This window comes from Pseudarthrobacter sp. 1G09 (genome assembly GCF_050038305.1).
Lineage (GTDB): Bacteria > Actinomycetota > Actinomycetes > Actinomycetales > Micrococcaceae > Arthrobacter > Arthrobacter equi.
The window spans coordinates 1,784,521-1,800,990 of the sequence record NZ_CP188306.1 but is presented as its reverse complement, the minus strand read 5'-3'; the positions used below and the strand labels follow the sequence as shown (position 1 = coordinate 1,800,990).

Sequence of the window (16,470 nt, the reverse complement as noted above, 5' to 3'; positions counted from 1 at the left end):
CGCAGTGCCCGGATCAGCGGACGATGCCTGCCGGGACGGGCTGCGCCGCGATCAGCCGCAGGCGCTGCGTGGCGCGGGTCATGGCCACGTACAGGTCGCCCACCTTGCCGTGCGCGTGGTTCAGCATGGTGGAGGGCTCCAGGACCACCACGCCGTCGAACTCCAGGCCCTTCGCTTCGCGGGGGCTGATGACCACAATGTCCTGCTCGTAGCTGCCGGCACCGGTACCGACGCGGCGCCCGTACGCCGAACGCAACGCGGACGTGGCGGCAGGCAGCAACTCACCGTCGGCAATCACGGCGAGCAGGCCGCCGTCGAGCGCTTCAAGTTCCTCCGGAAGGACCTCGACGAGGCGGCTGACCACGGCGCCCGCTTCCACTTCGTCAACGATGGGTGACCAGCGGCCCTCACGGACGGCCTTGGGGGCGGACACCACCAGGCCGGCGGCGTTAGCCATCCGGACCGCGGCCTCGGCGATCTGGGACGGTGTGCGATAGTTCACGGTCAGCTCCTCGAGCTGCCAGCGTTCACCGAACATCGGGGCCAGGGCGCCCTGCCAGGAGTTGGCCCCGGCCACGGAACTGGTCTGGGCAATGTCCCCCACGATGGTGAAGGACTTCAGCGGGCAGCGCCGGACGAGGAGCCGCCACTGCATGGGCGACAGTTCCTGCGCTTCGTCCACCACGATGTGTCCAAACGCCCAGGTGCGGTCGCTGGTGGCACGCTCCGCGGCCGTCTGCCGGGTTTCCTGTTCACGGTTCTGCTCGGCCAGTTCCTCCGCCGACATCAGCGGGTCCACGCCCGCCAATTGCATGTTTTCGAGGGTCTGCTTGGCGTTGGCGAGGTCCCGGGCACGGTCGTGTTCCTGCTGGGCAAGGCCGCGCCCGGCGGCGGGGTCGAGCTCGCCGAGCAGTTCGGCTGCCTCGTCCAGCAGCGGCACGTCCGCTTCGGTCCACGGTGCGTCCGCCGGCCGCCGCAGCAGTTCCCGCTCCGCCGGAGTGAGGAGCGGGGTGCAGAACTCCAGGATGGCGGGCTTGCTGAACAGCTCGGAGATCAGCTTTTCCGGCGTCATGGGCATCCAGCACAGGTTCAGGGCGATGCGCACGTCCCGGGCGGTACGGACGTCTTCGGCCAGGTACGAGCGGTCGGCGTTGTTGCCGATGTTGTCCGCTTCGATCATGTCGGTGAGCTGTTCCGTGAGTTCGCGCAGCAGGATCTTCACGAACGTCACGCGGGCCTCGTTGTGCGGCTTCCCGGTGGAACGCGCCCGCTCGCGTGCGCGGCGGACCTGCCGCGGCGTCAGGGTCAGTTTGCGGCCGTCGACTTCAAGGATGCGGTTGGCTGCGGGAGTCCGCTGGCGGTTGGAGACGGCGTTGGCCACGATCTTCGCCATGTCCAGGCGGCCCTTGATGGCTGCGACGTCCGGGTCGGCTTCGGGGACCGCCTGGATTCCGGGCATCAGGCGGCCCACGCTGGCCATCACGACGCCGGTCTCGCCCAGCGAGGGAAGCACGCGTTCGATGTATTTCATGAACGACGACGACGGGCCCACCAGCAGCACGCCTGCACTCTTGAGCCGGTCCCGGTGGGTGTACAGCAGGTACGCGGCACGGTGCAGCGCCACGGCGGTCTTCCCCGTACCGGGGCCACCCTGCACCACCAGGGCGCCCGAAATGGAGGAACGAATGATCCGGTCCTGCTCGGACTGGATGGTGCTCACGATGTCCGACATCCGGCCGGTCCGCTTGGAGTTCAGCGCAGCCAGCAGGGCACCCTCGCCCTGGAGGGATTCGTCGTCTGAGAGCATCGAGGCATCCAGCACATCGTCTTCAATGGCTTTGACTTCGCGGCCCTGCAGGATCAGGTGGCGGCGCCGGCGGACGCCCTGCCGGTCGAAGGCGGTGGCCTGGTAAAAATGCCCGGCCTCCGGGGCACGCCAGTCCACCATGAGCCGCTGCAGGTCCTCGGTGGTGAGGCCGATCCGGCCGATGTACTGCTCTTCGCCGGAGTCCAGGTCCAGGCGGCCGAAGACCAGGCGGTCGTCGACGGCGTCCAGCTGGGCCAGGCGGTCTTCGTACAGTGCTGCAAACGCGTCGCGCTCGGAGACGTTCTGCATGGTGCCCACGGCACCGGACCGGCGCACCTGTGCCAGCTGCCGGCGCTTCTCCTCGCGGAGCTCCTCCAGCCGGGCATACAGGCCGGCTACATACCCACGTTCGTGGGCCAAATCGGCGTCGAGCATTTAACGTTCCCCTATCGCGCAAGACAGACCGTCCATTCTACAACCATTTCCGTTAACGCTTGTGAAACCCGGCGCTCCCGGACACGGGAGGCTTTCGCGCCCTGGACCGCGGCTGGGCCGCCTTATATGCGGAGACCGTGGGGTCGCCGGTGAGCCAAAAGCGCCAGGCGTACTCGTCGGAACCGCCAGCGCCGGATACGCCCACCCGGGGACCCGAACTGATGTCCGCTGCCGGCCCGGACGGAAGCACCAACCGGAACGGCACTGCCAGGACATCCCGGCCGCTGTCCGCCGTCGTCAGTCCCAGCGCCTTGGCGAGCCGGGCCGGTCCCCTGGCAAGGTCCGCGGGCGTCTTCGACGTGGGCCGCCTGAGCTGTGCAAGGCCCACGCCCTCCACGATTTCGCCGGCCCGCAGCAACAGGGCGGAGGCAACGCCCTCGGGCCCGCAGACGATGTTGGTGCAGTGGTGCATGCCGTAGGTGAAGTAAACGTACAGGTGCCCGGCCGGCCCGAACATGGGGGCGTTCCGGGGCGTTTGGCCGCGGAAGGTGTGCGATCCCGGATCCGGGTGCAGCGAATCCTCTGGCCCCAGGTAGGCCTCCACCTCGGTGAGCCGGACGGATACCGGCCCCTCGCGGGATTCGTGGGTGAGCACGGCCCCCAGCAGGAGCGGGGCCAGCTCCCGCGCGTCTCCGGTGAGGATTTCCCGCAGCGGCCGCCCAGCCGTCGACGGATATTCATTCATGGGCAGACCCTACCCATATCCCGCGAAACTTACCGGAACACCGCGGCGGGCCGGGCAGAACGGAGGTGTCCGATTTCCGCTAGTGAAGGCCGCCTGCGGCTGGCAGGATGGAGGAATGGACTTTTGGCAGCGCTACCGTGCCATCGATGCGCGGGACACCCGCTTCGACGGGCAGTTCTTCACCGCTGTCCGGTCCACCGGCATCTACTGCCGCCCGTCCTGCCCGGCGCGGACGCCCAAAGCCTCGAACGTGACGTTCTACGAAACGTCCGCTGCGGCGCACGACGCCGGCTACCGGGCCTGCAAACGCTGCCTCCCGGAGGCTGTGCCCGGCACGCCTGCGTGGAATATCCGCCAGGACGTCGCCGGCCGGGCCATGCGCCTGATCAACGACGGCGTGATCAACCGGGACGGAGTGGAGGGCCTCGCCACCCGGTTGGGGTACTCCTCACGGCAGCTGAACAGGATCCTGACCCAGGAACTGGGCGCCGGTCCCCTGTCCCTGGCCCGGGCGGGACGCGCACAAACCGCCCGGACGCTTCTGGTTTCGACGGGCATGAAGCTGGCCGACATAGCGTTTGCCGCGGGTTTCAGCAGCGTGCGGCAGTTCAACGAAACGGTGGCGGAGGTCTTCGCCATGACGCCCTCCGCCCTCCGGGCCACGGCACGACCAGGCACCGCTGCCGGCGGAACCACGGCCCTGAGCCTCAGCCTTCCGTACCGCCGGCCCTTTGATCCGGGCATCTTCTCCTTCCTGGCCGTGCGCGCCATTCCCGGCATCGAGGTGGGAACGCCCACCTCCTACGCCCGTACGCTGCGCCTCCCCCACGGCGACGCCCGGTTTACGGTGGCGTACGACGGCGACGCCCGGGGGCGGCTGCTGACACTCACCGTCGGCGCGGTGGACCTGCGCGACCTCCCCGCACTGCTCAGCCGTGTCCGGCGGCTGTTCGACCTGGACGCCGACCCGGAGGCAATCGACGGCACCCTCGGCGTGGACCGGAGGCTCTCGGCGGCGGTAGCGGAAACGCCGGGAATCCGAATGCCCGGCGCCCTCGATCCGCAGGAACTGCTGGTCCGCGCGATGGTGGGCCAGCAAATCACGGTGGCCGCGGCCCGCACGGCGCTGACCCAGTTGTCCGCCGCAGGAAGTCCCAGCAGTTCTCCCGCAGAGGGACTGGACCGGCTGTTTCCCTCGCCCGCGGAAACCGCCGCAGCGGGGCACCTGCTGCGAGGGCCCCGCCGGCGGATCGAGTCCCTCTTGAACGCTGCATCAGCCATGGCTGACGGGCGGCTCCAGTTCGGCTACGGCGACGACCTCGCAAGCCTCAGCGCGGCACTGCTGCCGCTGCCCGGCGTCGGGCCCTGGACTGTAGGCTACGTGGCCATGCGCGTCCTGGGCGCTCCCGACATCTTCCTGGCCAACGACGCAGCTGTCCGCAACGGAATACGGGCCCTCGACCGGGGCGGAAATACCGGTGGAGGTGCCGCCGCCCCGGACTTCCGTGAGGTCAGCCCATGGCGCTCCTACGCGACCATGCACCTGTGGCGCGCCGCGGCCAAATCCCAACAGCCCATCGATAAACGCGAAACCCCCGCACCCGTGAAAGTGATGCCATGAAAGCCCAACTGCTGGAAATGTCCACCCCGGACGGCCCGTTCACCATCATCGCCAGCGACGGCGTGGTGCTGGCATCCGGCTGGACGGCCGGACCCGCCGGCCTGACCGGGCAGATGCACCCCGCCCTGCTCCCTGCATCGATCGAAGAGGTGACCGCCCTCGATGGGATTTCGGCAGCCGTCGACGCCTTCTACAGCGGCGACCCCGCACCGGCCATGGCCGTACCGGTCCTGCAGCGTTCCGGGCCTTTCCGCTCCCATGCGTGGGATGTCCTGCGCGAGGTCAAACCCGGCTTCCCGGTGACGTACACCGAGTACGCGGCGCTGGCGGGCAACCCGAAAGCCGTTAGGGCGGCGGCTAGTGCCTGTGCCTTTAACGCGGCGGCCCTGTTCGTTCCGTGCCACCGGGTGATCCGCACCGACGGCAGCCTGGGCGGGTTCCGCTGGGGCCTGCAGGTCAAGGAAAGCCTGCTGGCGCGCGAAGCTGCCTGATCCCGGTGGCCGGCGCCCCTAATGCCCGGGGTTGCCCTATCATCTGGAGTCCTTAAACCCGGGTTTTAGGGACCCCAAGTGATGGGGCAACGAGGAGTTCTACTTGGCGGCCTGGGTGGCTGCGGGCCAGGGCAGCAGCTCCGGAAGGTCCGTGCCGTCGGCGTTGGCCGATGCACGGAGGCTGCCGAGGGTGGGTTCCCGGCCGGCCAGCCAGGCGGCGAGGTCGGTGAGCATGCCGTTGACCACGGTGGACCGGTTGCCGCTGCCCAGGGAAACCGGCGGCAAACCGAGGGGTTGCAGGAGGAGTTTGTCTCCGGGCTGCACCCTCGGTTCGAGGAATTCGAAGAGGTGGCCGCAGAAGTCCCTGCCCCAGGTTTCGGGTCCCCTGCCGGTGAGCAGGTCCGCGTTGTGGATGGTGAGTTCACGCCACAGGGCCAGCCCGCCGTCGAGCACTACTCCCCCGCGGTAGGCGATGGGAGCCCACCATCCGGTGCGGTTGGCGGACGAATCCTTGACCCCCGGGAGGGCATCAAATGCCCGCAGCGCCCGGTCAATGGCGGTGGACAGGTCAGCCTGGTGGGTGGCGGCGTCGTGGCCGGCAGCCATCTCGATGGCCCGGTTCCGTCCGTCCATGCCGCCGTCGTACAGCTCCACCGTCTCTCCGCGGGCCGCGTACTCCAACTGCCGGGCCATCGCGTTGGAGATTCCGGTGAGGTGCGCCAGGACGTGGCCACGGGTCCACCCTGGGAGCGCGGATGGCGCCTTCACGTCCGCGTCCGTGAGTTTGGCGGCGTCGGTGGTGACGTCGCCGGCGGCCTTGTGGAGCGCGGGAAGCAGGATATCCGGTGCGGGAGCTGTCATGGGGCTCATCCTAGTCCGCGCGTGTGCCGTTCCGGCCCAACCTGTGCCGCACGTGCTGGCGGTCGTTGCTGGCCTGCCAGAACTCGTACTCCGTTGGCTGGACGGCGTACAACTGCCAGCCCGGGTTGCTGCTGCCGTCGCTGCTGGGGCGGTCCGCCCAGTCAAGGGCGGACGCCTCAGCCGACAGTTCGGCCACCGGACCGGCTACCCGGACCTGCCGGCCCTGGGACGGCCAGTAGAAGTTCATCGCCGCCTGCGGCGCAGCGGCTAATTCCTTGCCTTTGCGGGAGGTGCGGGATGTGGCGAAGTGCCAGCCGGCGTCGTCGATGTTCTTCAGGATCAGCATGCGCGACGACGGCTGCGGCCTGCCGCCGGAATCGTCCCCGACCGTCGCGAGGCTGAAGGCGTGTGGCTGCGGTTCGCCCGCTGCCAGGGCCTCGTCCAGCCATTGTTTGAAGAGTTCGGCGGGGTCCTGAGGCGCTGTGGCGGGGTCGAACCCCGGAAGGCTGGCCGGGAAGTCCGGGAGGGCGCGGAGGAAAGTGCGGAAGGTTTCGCTCATGGCGCCATGCTAGCGGGGCGGTCCCGCTGAAGGGGCCAACGCCCGCTCACTTGTTGGCCCTTTAAACGGCAACGCCCGCTCACTTTCGCGAAGAAAGTGAGCGGGCGTTGGCGTGGGAGCCGCCAGAAGTGAGCGGGCGTTGAAGCCCTATCCGGCGTACCCGCGCACGCCGGCAAGCTCGCTTTCGAGGGCGGCCAGCTGGCGTTCGACGGCGGCCGGGGCCGTTCCACCTTGGGAGTTGCGGCTGTTGAGCGACCCCTCGGTGGACAGGACGGTGCGGACCTCAGGGGTGAGGTGCGCCGAGATGGCAGCGTACTCTTCGTCGGTCAGGTCCCACAGCTCAACGCCGCGGGACTCGGCCTGCTTGACGGCTGCACCGGACAGCTCGTGCGCCTCGCGGAACGGCACGCCCTGGCGGACCAGCCATTCGGCAATGTCCGTGGCCAGCGCGAACCCCTGCGGGGCCAGCGACTCCATCCGCTCACGGTTGAACGTGAGGGTGGCGATCATGCCTGACACTGCCGGGAGCAGCAGCTCCAGGGTGTCCGCGGCGTCGAACACCGGCTCCTTGTCTTCCTGCAGGTCGCGGTTGTACGCGAGCGGCAGGCCCTTAAGCGTTGCCAGCAGGCCGGTCAGGTTGCCGATCAGGCGCCCTGCCTTACCGCGGGCCAGCTCGGCCACGTCCGGGTTCTTCTTCTGCGGCATGATCGAGGACCCCGTGGAGTAGGAGTCATGCAGCGTGACGAAGGAGAACTCCTTGGTGGCCCAGAAGATGACTTCCTCGGAGATCCGGGACAGGTCCACGCCGATCATGGAGCAGACCCAGGCAAACTCGGCGAAGACATCGCGGGCGGCGGTGCCGTCAATCGAGTTGTGCGCAGCCGAGAAGAAGCCGAGGTCAGCTGCCACGGCCTCCGGATCCAGCCCGAGCGAAGACCCGGCCAGTGCGCCGGAACCGTACGGCGAGACGCCGGCACGCTTGTCCCAGTCCTGGAGCCGCTGGACATCGCGCAGCAGCGGCCAGGCATGGGCCAGCAGGTGGTGGCTGAGCAGGACCGGCTGGGCGTGCTGCAGGTGGGTGCGGCCGGGCATCGCCACGCCCTGGTGGGCCTTCGCCTGCTCCACCAACGCGTCAATGGTGGCCAGGACGCCCCGGGCAATGATGCGTGCGTGGTCGCGCAGGAACATCCGGCCCAGGGTTGCCACCTGGTCGTTGCGTGACCGGCCGGCGCGGAGCTTTCCGCCCAGCTGGGCGCCGGCGCGTTCGATCAGTCCGCGTTCCAGCGAGCCGTGGACATCCTCGTCGGATTCCGCGGGCAGGTACGCGCCCGAGGCCACGTCCTCGTCCAGCTGCGTGAGGGCTGCGAGCATGCCTTCGAGCTCGGCAGCGTCCAGCAGCCCGGCCTTGTGCAGCACGCGGGCGTGCGCCTTGGATCCGGCAATGTCGTAGCGGGCCAGCCGCCAGTCAAAGTGCGTGGACTTGCTCAACGCGGCCAGGGCATCCGCGGGGCCGCCGGCGAACCGGCCGCCCCACAGTGCACCGGTGTTCGTTGCTTCTGCTTTTGGCTCAGCCATGGAAGCTACTCGCCTGCGACCCGCAGGTCGCGGCCCGAGGCGACCTTGGAGGACATGCCGAACAGTTCGATGAAGCCGCGCGCCATGGACTGGTCGAAGGTGTCGCCGGTGTCGTAGGTGGCGAGGTCGAAGTCGTAGAGCGAGGTGTCGGAGCGGCGGCCGTTGACGATGGCCTGGCCGCCGTGAAGCACCATACGGATGTCACCGGAGACGTACTTCTGGGTGTCTTCGATGAACGCGTCGAGGGAGCGCTTGAGCGGGGAGAACCACTGTCCGTCGTACACCAGCTCGGCCCAGCGCTGGCCAACAGTTGCCTTGAAGCGGGCCTGCTCGCGCTCAACGGTGATGTCTTCGAGGTGCTTGTGGGCGGTGATCAGGGCCATGGCACCGGGGGCCTCGTAGATTTCACGGGACTTGATGCCGACGAGGCGGTCTTCCACGACGTCGATCCGGCCAACGCCCTGGGCGCCTGCACGGCGGTTCAGTTCCTGGATGGCCTGCAGCGGGGTGACCTTGACGCCGTCGATCGCTACCGGGACACCGGCCTGGAACGAGATGGTGACCTCGTCCGGTGCCGGCGGGAATTCCGGGGTGGCCGTGTAGTCGTAGATGTCCTTGGTGGGGGCGTTCCAGATGTCTTCGAGGTAGCCGGTTTCGACGGCGCGTCCCCAGACGTTCTGGTCGATCGAGTACGGGTTCTTCTTGGTGGTCTCGATCGGCAGGCCCTTTTCCTCGGCGAAGGCAATAGCCTTGTCGCGGGTCAGTGCGAGGTCGCGGACGGGGGCGATGCACTTCAGGTCCGGTCCGAGGGTCTGGATGCCCACTTCGAAGCGGACCTGGTCGTTGCCCTTGCCGGTGCAGCCGTGGGCCACGGTGGTGGCGCCGAATTCGCGGGCAGCCTTAACCAGGTGCTTGACGATGACCGGGCGGGAGATGGCGGAGACCAGCGGGTAGTGGCCCTGGTAGAGGGCGTTGGCCTTCAGCGTGGGCATGGCGTATTCGTTGGCGAATTCGTCACGGGCGTCGGCGACGTAGGCTTCCACGGCGCCGCAGCCGAGGGCACGCTGGCGGATGGTCTCGAGGGACTCGCCGCCCTGTCCAACGTCGACGGCCACGGCGATGACCTCTGCACCGGTGGCTTCACCGATCCAGCCGATGGCTACGGACGTGTCCAGGCCGCCGGAGTAGGCAAGCACAATGCGTTCAGTCACTTCAGATGCTCCTTGTTGGGGTTTGGTTGGTTGATTGTCTTCAAGCTTATTGCCCGGCGTCCTCGGCCAGCTGCAGGAAGCGGGCTGCGAGGTCCGGGCCGCCCAGCGGGTCGCGGGAGACCAGCAGGACGGTATCGTCACCGGCGATGGTGCCCAGGATGGACGGCATCACCGAGTGGTCAATCGCCAGGGCCAGGAAGTTCGCGGCCCCGGGCGGGGTCCGCAGGACCACCAGGTTGGCGGACGCTTCGGCCGTGACCAGCAGTTCACTGCACAGCCGGGCGAGCCTGGCGTCCAGGATCTCCTGGCTCACGCCGCTGCGCGCCGACCGTTCCCCGCCCTCGGCCGGGACCGCGTAGACCAGGGCGCCTTCCTTGCCGCGGACGCGGACGGCGCCGAGTTCCACGAGGTCCCGGGACAGGGTTGCCTGGGTGACCTGCACGCCGTCGTCCGCCAGCAGGGCCGCAAGCTCGGCCTGTGACCGCACCGACTGGCCCGTGAGGATGGCAGTGATGCGCGCCAGCCGGGCAGTCTTGGTGGCCGGGCTGGAGCCCGGTGCCGACGGGTTGGTGGACACTAGAACGTGCTCTCCCCGGTACCTTCAACGGGAGCCAGTCCGTCCACGAAGGCCAGGCCGGACCGGTGCATCAGCCATGCCATGAGGGCTTTCTGGGCGTGGAGCCGGTTCTCGGCCTCGTCCCAGACGATCGACTGCGGGCCGTCAATGACATCGGCGGAAATTTCGTATCCGCGGTAGGCGGGCAGGCAGTGGAGTACGACGGCGTCTTCCGCGGCGAGTGCCATGGCGTCCCCGTCCACGGAGTAGTCACGGAACAGCTGGAGCCTGGCTTCCTTTTCGGCTTCCTGGCCCATCGAGACCCAGGTGTCGGTGGCCACGACGTCGGCTCCCTGCAGTGCTTCCTTTGCGTCGGTGGTGATGAGCACCGAGCCTCCCGTTTCGGCCGCGCGTTCTTCCGCAGCGGCCACGATCTCCGCGGCCGGCAGGTACCCCTCGGGGCCGGCGATCCGGACGTGCATGCCCGCGGTGACACCGGCCAGCAGGTAGGAGTTGGCCATGTTGTTTGCGGAGTCACCGAGGTAGCTCATGGTGAGCCCCTTCAGGTCGCCCTTGTGTTCCTTGACGGCCAGCAGGTCTGCCAAGAGCTGGCAGGGGTGGTAGTCGTCGCACAGGGCGTTGATGACCGGAACCTTGGAGTTTTCGGCCATCGCCACCAGGCCGGAGTGGGCCCCGGTCCGCCAGACGATGGTGGAGACCATGCGTTCGAGGACCTTGGCGGTGTCCTCCACAGATTCCTTGTGGCCGATCTGCGCCTCGCCCGGGTTGATGATCAGGGCGTTGCCGCCCATGTCGGCGATGCCGGTGGCGAAGGAAACCCGGGTGCGGGTGGAGGTTTTGTCGAAGATGACAGCAACGGTCTTGCGTCCGCTTCCCTCGGCGGCGAACGGCTGGACACTGTACGGCGCGGCCTTCATGCGGACAGCGAGGTCCAGCACTTCCGCCTGTTCGGCGGGGCTGAGGTCGGTGTCCTTGAGGAAGTGCCGGGTGGTTGCAACGGTCACTGGGCGTCCTTAGCTGCTTGGAGGATTGCCGGGAAGGCGGCGAGGAAGGTGTCGGCCTGGGCCGTGGTGAGGATCAGCGGCGGCGCCAGGCGGATGGTGCGCGGACCCGGGCTGTTGACGATGAAGCCGGCGTCGAGGGCTGCCTGCACCACTGCCGGCGCGACGTCGGCGTCCAGGTCGAAGCCGATCAGCAGTCCTTCGCCGCGGACTTCGGTGACGCCGGGGATGGCGGCCAGCGCGGAGCGCAGGTGCTCCCCCACCGCCGCCGCGTTGGCCAGCACGTTCTGGCTTTCCAGGGCGTGGAGGGTGGCCAGGGCCGCCGCGGTCGCCACGGGATTTCCGCCGAAGGTGGTGCCGTGCTGGCCGGCGGACAACAGCGACGACGTCTGCTCACCGAACGTGAGCAGGGCGCCGATGGGGAATCCACCGCCCAGTCCCTTGGCCAGGGTGATGGCATCGGGGACGATGCCGGCGTCCGAGCTGGCGAACCACTTGCCCGTGCGGCCGATGCCGGTCTGGACCTCGTCGAGGATCAGCAGCGCCCCTGCCTTGGTGGTGGCTTCACGCGCGGCCTTCAGGTAGCCGGGCGGCAGTGGCCGCACGCCGGCCTCACCCTGGATGGGTTCCAGGAACACGGCGGCGACGGTCCCGTCCACGGCGGCTTCGAGGGCGGCGATGTCCCCGAAGGGGATATGCACCACGCCGCCGGGCAGCGGCTCGAAAGGCGCCCGGTAGGCCTCCTTTGCCGTGAGGGCGAGGGCGCCCATGGTCCGGCCGTGGAAAGCCCCTTCGAGGGCGATGATCCTGGTGCGCTTGGTGTCACCGCTGCCGGTGTTGCGGCGGGCCAGCTTGAAGGCTGCCTCGTTGGCTTCGGTGCCGGAGTTGCTGAAGAATACCTTGGACCCGGCCGGTGCTGCGGCAAGTTCCAGCAGCTTTTCGGCCAGCGCGACCTGGGTGGGGCTGGTGAAGAAGTTGGACACGTGGCCCAGGGTGGCCAGCTGGCTGGAGATCACGGAGGTGACGAACGGGTGGGCGTGGCCGAGGGCGTTGACTGCGATACCGCCGAGCAGGTCCAGGTATTCCTTGCCGTCGGCGTCCCATACGAGGCAGCCGGAACCACGGACCAGGACGCGTTGCGGGGCGCCGAACACGCCCATCAGCGACGTGGAGTAGCGGGACAGCCATTCCGAGCCGGCGTGGCCCTGCGTTTCGACCAGCTCAGTTACTGAGGGCTTCTCGACGGTGTTCATGCGTTTGTCTCCTCGTCCGGGACTACCTGGGTGCCGATGCCCGCGGTGGTGAAAGTTTCCAGAAGCATTGAGTGGGGCAGCCGGCCATCCACGATGTGTGCCCGCTCCACGCCCTCATCGATGGCCTTGAGGCAGGCGGCCATCTTGGGAATCATGCCCGATTCGAGGCGCGGCAGCATGTCCCGCAGTTCGGTCGCAGTGAGCGAGGAGATCAGTGAGGACTTGTCCGGCCAGTTGGCGTAGAGGCCTTCGACGTCGGTCAGGATTACCAGCTTCGAGGCGCCCAGGGCGGACGCCACGGCTGCGGCCGCGGTGTCCGCGTTGACGTTCAGGACCTGGCCGGTGGGCTGGAAGCGCGCGGCGCCGGGAACGCCGTCACCGCCGTCGACGATTTCCGGGGCAACGGTGGAGATGACCGGGATGCGCCCGGCGTCGAGGATGTCCACGATGCCTGCGGGGTCGACGCCGACCACCTCGCCTACCAGCCCGAGGTCCACGTCCTCGCCGTCCACCACGGTCCCGGTGCGGACGGCGCGCAGCAGGCCGCCGTCTTCGCCGGACATGCCCACCGCGTAGGGGCCGTGGGAGTTGATGAGGCCCACAAGTTCCCTGCCCACCTGGCCGGTGAGGACCATGCGGACCACGTCCATGGCTTCCGGGGTGGTGACGCGGAGGCCGCCCTTGAATTCGGATTCGATGCCCAACCGGCCCAGCATGGCGTTGATCTGCGGGCCGCCGCCATGGACCACCACGGGGTGGATGCCGACATGGTGCAGGAACACGATGTCCTCGGCGAAGGCCCGGCGGAGTTCATCGTTGACCATGGCGTTGCCGCCGTACTTGATCACCATGGTGGTTCCGGCGAACCGCTGGATCCAGGGCAGGGCCTCGATGAGGGTTGCAGCCTTGTCCTGGGCGTCGGACATGCTGGTGGTCTCGCGCGTCTGGGTGTTCATGCTGTCTCTTCCGCAAAAGTAGGCATACGTGCTGGCAACGTGCAGGGCCTAGCTCGAGTAGGCGCTGTTTTCGTGCACGTAGTCGTGGGTGAGGTCGTTGGTCCAGATGGTTGCCTCGGCGTCGCCGGCCTGCAGGTCGATTTCCACCAGGACTTCGCGCGGTTCCAGGTCCACCAGGGCCCGGTCGTCACCGATGCTGCCGTTGCGGCAGATCTGGATGCCGTTCATGGCCACGTTGAGCTTGTCTGCTTCGAAGACGGCGTCGGTGGTGCCCACGGCGGACAGCACGCGGCCCCAGTTGGGGTCCTTGCCGAAAATGGCAGCCTTGAACAGGTTGGACCGGGCTACAGACCGGCTGACGGTTTCGGCGTCCGCTTCGCTGGCGGCGTTGAACGTCCGGATCGCGATGTCGTGGCTGGCGCCTTCGGCGTCGCCGATCAGCTTCCGGGCGAGCTCGGCGCAGACCTGGGTCAGGCCGGCACCAAACGCTTCCGCTGCCGGCACCGCACCGGAGGCCCCGGAAGCGAGCAGGACCACGGTGTCGTTCGTGGACATGCAGCCGTCGGAGTCGGCGCGGTCAAAGGTGACGCGGGTGGCGTCGCGAAGGACGACGTCGAGCATTTCGGGCTCGACGGCGGCATCCGTGGTGAGGACCACCAGCATGGTGGCCAGCCCTGGGGCCAGCATGCCGGCGCCCTTGGCGATCCCGCCGATGGTGAATTCCTGGCCGTCCGCATCGGTTCCGATGAACAGCGCGGACTTGGGGACGCTGTCCGTGGTCATGATGGCGGTGCCGGCGTCCGGGCCGCCGTCGGCGCTGAGGGCAGCGGCAGCGGCCTCGACACCGGGAAGGATCTTGTCCATGGGGAGCTGTTCGCCGATCAGGCCGGTGGAGCAGACGAAGACGTCAGTGGCCGAGATGCCCAGCACATCGGCCACTTTCTCGGCGGTGCTGTGGGTGTTCTGGAAACCCGTGGGGCCGGTGCAGGCGTTGGCACCGCCGGAGTTGAGGATGACGGCGTCCACGCGGCCGTCGGATACGACCTGGCGGGACCAGTGCACCGGGGCCGCTGCCACGCGGTTGCTGGTGAAGACTGCGGCTGCGGCCTTGGACGGTCCGTCGTTGACCACCAGGGCGAGGTCCGGGTTTCCGGAGGCCTTCAGCCCGGCGGTGACGCCGGCGGCCCGGAATCCCTGGGGTGCGGTAATGGTCACGGGGCTACTCCCTGCAGGTTGAGGCCGGCGGTTTCCGGCAGGCCGAGTGCGATGTTCATGGACTGCACGGCGCCGCCGGCAGTGCCCTTGGTGAGGTTGTCGATCACGCAGGTGACGATGACCCGGCCGGTGTGGGGATCGAAGGCCAGCTGCATGGCCGCGTGGTTGGAGCCCTGGACGGACTTCGTGCCGGGCCACTGGCCTTCGGGCAGCAGGTGGACGAACGGTTCGTCGTCGTAGGCGTCAGCCCAGGCCTGCCGCAGCTGGGCAGCAGTGGTGCTGCCCAATGCTTCCGGCTTTACCTTCGCGGTGGCGGTGGTGAGGATGCCGCGGCTCATCGGGGCCAGGGTGGGCGTGAAGGAAACGGTGACCTGCTCCCCTGCTGCGCTGGACAGGCCCTGCTCGATCTCCGGCGTGTGCCGGTGGGCGCCGCCCACGCCGTAGGGGCTCATGGAGCCCATGACTTCGGCGCCGATCAGGTTAACCTTGGCGGCCTTGCCCGCGCCGGAGGTGCCGGAGGCGGAAACGATGACGACGTCGTCGGGCTCCAGGAGGTTTGCGGCGAACCCAGGGGTCAGGGCGAGCAGCGCGGACGTGGGGTAGCAGCCCGGCACGGCGATGCGGGTGGCGCCTTTGAGGGCCTCGCGCTGGCCGGGAAGTTCGGGAAGGCCGTAGGGCCAGGTGCCGGCATGGGCCGAGCCGTAGAACTTCTCCCAGGCTGCGGGGTCTTCGAGGCGGTGGTCTGCGCCGGCGTCGATCACCACGGTGCCCTCCGGCAGCTGCGCGGCGATCTCGGCGGATGCGCCGTGCGGCAGGGCAAGGAAGACGACGTCGTGGCCGGAGAGATTCTCCACCGTGGTGTCCTCGAGGATGCGGCTGGCCAGCCCGTGCAGGTGCGGCTGCAGCTCGCCGAGCCGCGACCCGGCGTTGCTGTGGGCGGTGATGGCACCGATCGTGACGTCCGGGTGTCCGGCAAGGATGCGGAGCACTTCCCCGCCCGCATAGCCGCTGGCGCCCGACACTGCAACAGAAATAGTCATGATCCGACTATACAGCAATAATTATGCATAGACGCCGATACTTATGCATGCGACAGGCAGGGAGTATTCGAAAGGCCTGGGAACAAAGGGAATCCCTAGGATGGTTGGAGCAGCCGGAGGCCGGAGACGCCGGCCCGGGAAGGGGAAGCAATGACGCACGCAATCGTCGCACGCCAGGCAGGCGGACCGGAAGTACTGGAGTACACGGAGGTTGATCGGCCGGTCCCCGGCCCCGGACAGTTGCTGGTCAAGGTCGGAGCGGCCGGGATCAACTTCATTGATACCTACAAGCGCGGCGGTGTCTACAAGGTCCAGTACCCCTTCATCCCCGGCTCCGAAGCCGCCGGCACAGTGGAGGCGGTGGGTGACGGGGTGACCGCGTTCACCGCCGGCGACCGCGTGGCCACGGCGGAGGGCATTAAGTGTTACGCGGAGTATGCGCTGGTGGATGAGGACGCCGCGCTTCCGGTCCCGGCCGGGCTGGATGACTTCACCGCAGCAGCCCTCCCCCTGCAGGGCATGACGGCGCATTACCTGATGAACTCCACCTTCAAGGTGGAACCCGGCCACACCGTCCTGCTGCATGCCGGGGCCGGCGGTGTGGGGCTGCTCCTCATCCAGCTGCTGAAGGCCCGCGGCGCCCAGGTCATCACCACCGTGTCCACCGACGAAAAGGAACAGCTGGCCCGTAAGGCCGGAGCTGACCACGTGCTGCGGTACGAAGGCTTTGCGGCGCGGGTCCGGGAGATTACCGGCGGCACCGGCGCGGACGTGGTGTACGACGGCGTTGGCAAGGACACGTTCGACGGCTCACTGGAGGCACTTCGGATCCGGGGAACCCTGGTGCTCTTCGGCGCCGCGTCCGGCCCTGTCCCGCCGGTGGATCCGCAGCGCCTCAATGCCGGCGGCTCGCTGTTCGTGACCCGGCCCACCATGGGGCACTACCTCCAGGATGCCGCCGAGCGGCGGTGGCGCTCGGGCGAAATTTTCGCAGCCGCGGCTGATGGCACCCTCAAGGTCCGCGTCGGCGGGCGCTACCCGCTGTCCCAGGCAGAGCAGGCGCACCGGGACCTCGAAGGCCGCCGCACCACTGGCAAGGTAGTACTGGTTCCCTGAGGCCGGG

15 protein-coding genes are annotated in these 16,470 nt (G+C 68.4%); 3 read left to right on the top strand and 12 right to left on the bottom strand.

The window, feature by feature from the left end; genetic code table 11:
- Positions 1 to 13: 13 nt before the first annotated feature.
- Complete coding sequence (locus tag ACP3TD_RS08320) at positions 14 to 2,242, bottom strand: HelD family protein (RefSeq protein WP_426766714.1); 2,229 nt, start codon at positions 2,240 to 2,242, stop codon at positions 14 to 16.
- Positions 2,243 to 2,294: 52 nt separating this feature from the next.
- Positions 2,295 to 2,987, bottom strand: a complete 693-nt coding sequence (locus ACP3TD_RS08315) for a DNA-3-methyladenine glycosylase (RefSeq protein WP_426766712.1) — start codon at positions 2,985 to 2,987, stop codon at positions 2,295 to 2,297.
- Positions 2,988 to 3,102: 115 nt separating this feature from the next.
- Here ACP3TD_RS08315 and ACP3TD_RS08310 point away from each other — a divergent pair, with 115 nt between their 5' ends.
- Both ACP3TD_RS08310 and ACP3TD_RS08305 read left to right on the top strand, forming a co-directional pair.
- Positions 3,103 to 4,608: an AlkA N-terminal domain-containing protein gene (locus ACP3TD_RS08310; RefSeq protein ID WP_426766711.1), complete on the top strand. Its 1,506-nt coding sequence runs from the start codon at positions 3,103 to 3,105 to the stop codon at positions 4,606 to 4,608.
- Positions 4,605 to 5,099, top strand: a complete 495-nt coding sequence (locus tag ACP3TD_RS08305) for a methylated-DNA--[protein]-cysteine S-methyltransferase (RefSeq protein WP_426766709.1) — start codon at positions 4,605 to 4,607, stop codon at positions 5,097 to 5,099. Before ACP3TD_RS08310 ends, ACP3TD_RS08305 begins: the two co-directional genes overlap by 4 nt.
- Positions 5,100 to 5,198: 99 nt before the next feature.
- Here the strand turns inward: ACP3TD_RS08305 and ACP3TD_RS08300 are convergent, their stop codons facing one another.
- The 10 genes from ACP3TD_RS08300 to argC form a co-directional block, all read right to left on the bottom strand.
- Positions 5,199 to 5,960, bottom strand: coding sequence for a maleylpyruvate isomerase family mycothiol-dependent enzyme (locus ACP3TD_RS08300; RefSeq protein WP_426766708.1), 762 nt, complete (start codon positions 5,958 to 5,960; stop codon positions 5,199 to 5,201).
- A gap of 10 nt (positions 5,961 to 5,970) precedes the next feature.
- On the bottom strand, positions 5,971 to 6,519 hold the full coding sequence (locus ACP3TD_RS08295; protein WP_426766706.1) for a pyridoxine/pyridoxamine 5'-phosphate oxidase: 549 nt from the start codon (positions 6,517 to 6,519) through the stop codon (positions 5,971 to 5,973).
- Positions 6,520 to 6,666: 147 nt separating this feature from the next.
- On the bottom strand, positions 6,667 to 8,094 hold the full coding sequence (gene argH, locus ACP3TD_RS08290) for an argininosuccinate lyase (protein WP_426766705.1): 1,428 nt from the start codon (positions 8,092 to 8,094) through the stop codon (positions 6,667 to 6,669).
- A 5-nt stretch (positions 8,095 to 8,099) separates the two neighbouring features.
- Positions 8,100 to 9,305 (bottom strand): argininosuccinate synthase, encoded by a 1,206-nt coding sequence (locus tag ACP3TD_RS08285; protein WP_056083213.1) that lies wholly within the window; start codon positions 9,303 to 9,305, stop codon positions 8,100 to 8,102.
- Positions 9,306 to 9,351: 46 nt separating this feature from the next.
- On the bottom strand, positions 9,352 to 9,882 hold the full coding sequence (locus ACP3TD_RS08280; RefSeq protein ID WP_015936711.1) for an arginine repressor: 531 nt from the start codon (positions 9,880 to 9,882) through the stop codon (positions 9,352 to 9,354).
- Positions 9,882 to 10,886 carry an ornithine carbamoyltransferase gene (argF, locus tag ACP3TD_RS08275; RefSeq protein WP_426766702.1) on the bottom strand — a complete coding sequence of 335 codons (1,005 nt, stop codon included), beginning with the start codon at positions 10,884 to 10,886 and terminating at the stop codon, positions 9,882 to 9,884. Before argF ends, ACP3TD_RS08280 begins: the two co-directional genes overlap by 1 nt.
- Positions 10,883 to 12,136 carry an acetylornithine transaminase gene (locus ACP3TD_RS08270; protein ID WP_426766701.1) on the bottom strand — a complete coding sequence of 418 codons (1,254 nt, stop codon included), beginning with the start codon at positions 12,134 to 12,136 and terminating at the stop codon, positions 10,883 to 10,885. The genes argF and ACP3TD_RS08270 overlap by 4 nt, the downstream gene beginning before the upstream one ends.
- Complete coding sequence (gene argB, locus ACP3TD_RS08265) at positions 12,133 to 13,092, bottom strand: acetylglutamate kinase (protein WP_426766699.1); 960 nt, start codon at positions 13,090 to 13,092, stop codon at positions 12,133 to 12,135. Before argB ends, ACP3TD_RS08270 begins: the two co-directional genes overlap by 4 nt.
- A gap of 48 nt (positions 13,093 to 13,140) precedes the next feature.
- Positions 13,141 to 14,307, bottom strand: a complete 1,167-nt coding sequence (gene argJ, locus ACP3TD_RS08260; RefSeq protein WP_015936707.1) for a bifunctional glutamate N-acetyltransferase/amino-acid acetyltransferase ArgJ — start codon at positions 14,305 to 14,307, stop codon at positions 13,141 to 13,143.
- Entirely contained in the window at positions 14,304 to 15,347 is a 1,044-nt protein-coding gene (argC, locus tag ACP3TD_RS08255; RefSeq protein WP_426766697.1) for an N-acetyl-gamma-glutamyl-phosphate reductase, read from the bottom strand. Before argC ends, argJ begins: the two co-directional genes overlap by 4 nt.
- Before the next feature lie 150 nt (positions 15,348 to 15,497).
- On the opposite strand from argC, the gene ACP3TD_RS08250 reads away from it, so the two are divergent.
- Positions 15,498 to 16,463 (top strand): quinone oxidoreductase family protein, encoded by a 966-nt coding sequence (locus tag ACP3TD_RS08250; protein WP_426766696.1) that lies wholly within the window; start codon positions 15,498 to 15,500, stop codon positions 16,461 to 16,463.
- The last annotated feature ends 7 nt before the right edge of the window (positions 16,464 to 16,470 follow it).

Bases quoted from the DNA above. Each gene is read 5' to 3' on its own strand.
- argH (WP_426766705.1), bottom strand. From the start codon at position 8,094: ATGGCTGAGCCAAAAGCAGAAGCAACGAACACCGGTGCACTGTGGGGC.
- argC (WP_426766697.1), bottom strand. From the start codon at position 15,347: ATGACTATTTCTGTTGCAGTGTCGGGCGCCAGCGGCTATGCGGGCGGG.
- ACP3TD_RS08315 (WP_426766712.1), bottom strand. From the start codon at position 2,987: ATGAATGAATATCCGTCGACGGCTGGGCGGCCGCTGCGGGAAATCCTC.
- ACP3TD_RS08250 (WP_426766696.1), top strand. From the start codon at position 15,498: ATGACGCACGCAATCGTCGCACGCCAGGCAGGCGGACCGGAAGTACTG.
- ACP3TD_RS08305 (WP_426766709.1), top strand. From the start codon at position 4,605: ATGAAAGCCCAACTGCTGGAAATGTCCACCCCGGACGGCCCGTTCACC.
- ACP3TD_RS08270 (WP_426766701.1), bottom strand. From the start codon at position 12,136: ATGAACACCGTCGAGAAGCCCTCAGTAACTGAGCTGGTCGAAACGCAG.
- ACP3TD_RS08320 (WP_426766714.1), bottom strand. From the start codon at position 2,242: ATGCTCGACGCCGATTTGGCCCACGAACGTGGGTATGTAGCCGGCCTG.
- ACP3TD_RS08295 (WP_426766706.1), bottom strand. From the start codon at position 6,519: ATGAGCGAAACCTTCCGCACTTTCCTCCGCGCCCTCCCGGACTTCCCG.
- argB (WP_426766699.1), bottom strand. From the start codon at position 13,092: ATGAACACCCAGACGCGCGAGACCACCAGCATGTCCGACGCCCAGGAC.
- ACP3TD_RS08300 (WP_426766708.1), bottom strand. From the start codon at position 5,960: ATGACAGCTCCCGCACCGGATATCCTGCTTCCCGCGCTCCACAAGGCC.
- ACP3TD_RS08310 (WP_426766711.1), top strand. From the start codon at position 3,103: ATGGACTTTTGGCAGCGCTACCGTGCCATCGATGCGCGGGACACCCGC.